The 1,125-nt window shown below is 64.4% G+C and carries 2 protein-coding genes; one reads left to right on the plus strand and one right to left on the minus strand.

The annotated features are described in order from the left end of the window. The first annotated feature begins 19 nt into the window (after positions 1-19). A complete protein-coding gene (locus ABD374_RS31555; RefSeq protein WP_344500052.1) occupies positions 20-370 on the plus strand; it encodes a hypothetical protein in 351 nt (116 codons plus the stop codon). Here the strand turns inward: ABD374_RS31555 and ABD374_RS31560 are convergent. Then, a complete protein-coding gene (locus ABD374_RS31560) occupies positions 363-554 on the minus strand; it encodes a hypothetical protein (RefSeq protein WP_344500050.1) in 192 nt (63 codons plus the stop codon). The genes ABD374_RS31555 and ABD374_RS31560 overlap by 8 nt on opposite strands. Between the last annotated feature and the right edge of the window lie 571 nt (positions 555-1,125).

The following is a 1,125-nucleotide window of genomic DNA, read 5'->3' on the forward strand; positions in this document are numbered from 1 at the left end:
CCTCCTGAGGCACTACGGCGTGGACCTGCTGGATTGGCACCGCGGCCGGCTCACGGCCCGCCGGCTCGCAGTGCTGATCAAGCACATGCCACGTGACAGCGCCCTCCTGAGCGAGACGGACGGTGAGGCAGCCGACTGGTCGACCACCGATTACCTGCTGGCGGCGGTGGTCGACCACCTGGCGGCGGCGAACTGGATGTTCGCGTCAGTCCACTCGGACGAGGACTCCGAGCCGCCGGAGCAGCCGGTTCCGGTACCGCGTCCGGGCGACAAGAAGGCAGTGCCCGCCGCGCAGGCAGAGCCGGTGCAGGAGTCCGGATCGGAGCCGGAGGCCATGAGTCCCCAGGAACTCGCGCGGTTCTTCAGCTGACCACGGTATGCAAGAGCACGGCGACGGCGGCCACGAGGACGAACGCGCCCTGGACGACGGAGCCGATCCTGGACTCGAAGGAGTAGAGGTACTGCGCCGACACGGCCGAGGTCGGCTTCTCGGGGGCGAACACCACCTTGAAGCGCTCGCCCAACCGCGGGGCCCGCTTCGGACTGCTCACCATCCGGTACACCTCCAGCCGGGGATTCGGCCGGTACGTGCAGTTCACGTTCTCCACCGCGTTTCCGCCGCGCCGAATTCGCTTTTTGCGGACAGCGCCGGTTTCGGTCCCCCTGCTCCTGAACCTGCGATCGCGAATCTGGTTCGACACAAAGAGCAGTGTCGCAATGCCCAGGGGAACGTAAAGTATCCAAACGCTAACTAAAAGGGCCGAAAAATCCGAAACAGCTAGATACACGCCCCCAGGGTTGCGCAGATACCGACAGGACAACGTGCAGCCTACAACGCACGTCGTATCAAAGGACTCGATGCGGCCGAAGACTGCATAACGCCCATAGGACTGGAAGAGGCGCTCAAGAAGGAGGTCGAGGTGAACGCCTGCCTCACCAGAGCCGCTGAAGCAAAGGCCGGGGGTGAGAAATGTGGCACGAGTAACAAGAGAGAAGACAGGGGCTGCGCCGGCTCGACGGCGACGATGTGGACGGCCTGCTGAAGCTGCTGCTCGGTGAGGAGCAGTTCAAGCGCTTCGGGAAGCACGAGGTCACGATGCAGGACATCGGGGCGATCCTGAACGC

This window comes from Streptomyces enissocaesilis (genome assembly GCF_039533765.1).
In the GTDB taxonomy this organism is placed as follows: domain Bacteria; phylum Actinomycetota; class Actinomycetes; order Streptomycetales; family Streptomycetaceae; genus Streptomyces; species Streptomyces enissocaesilis.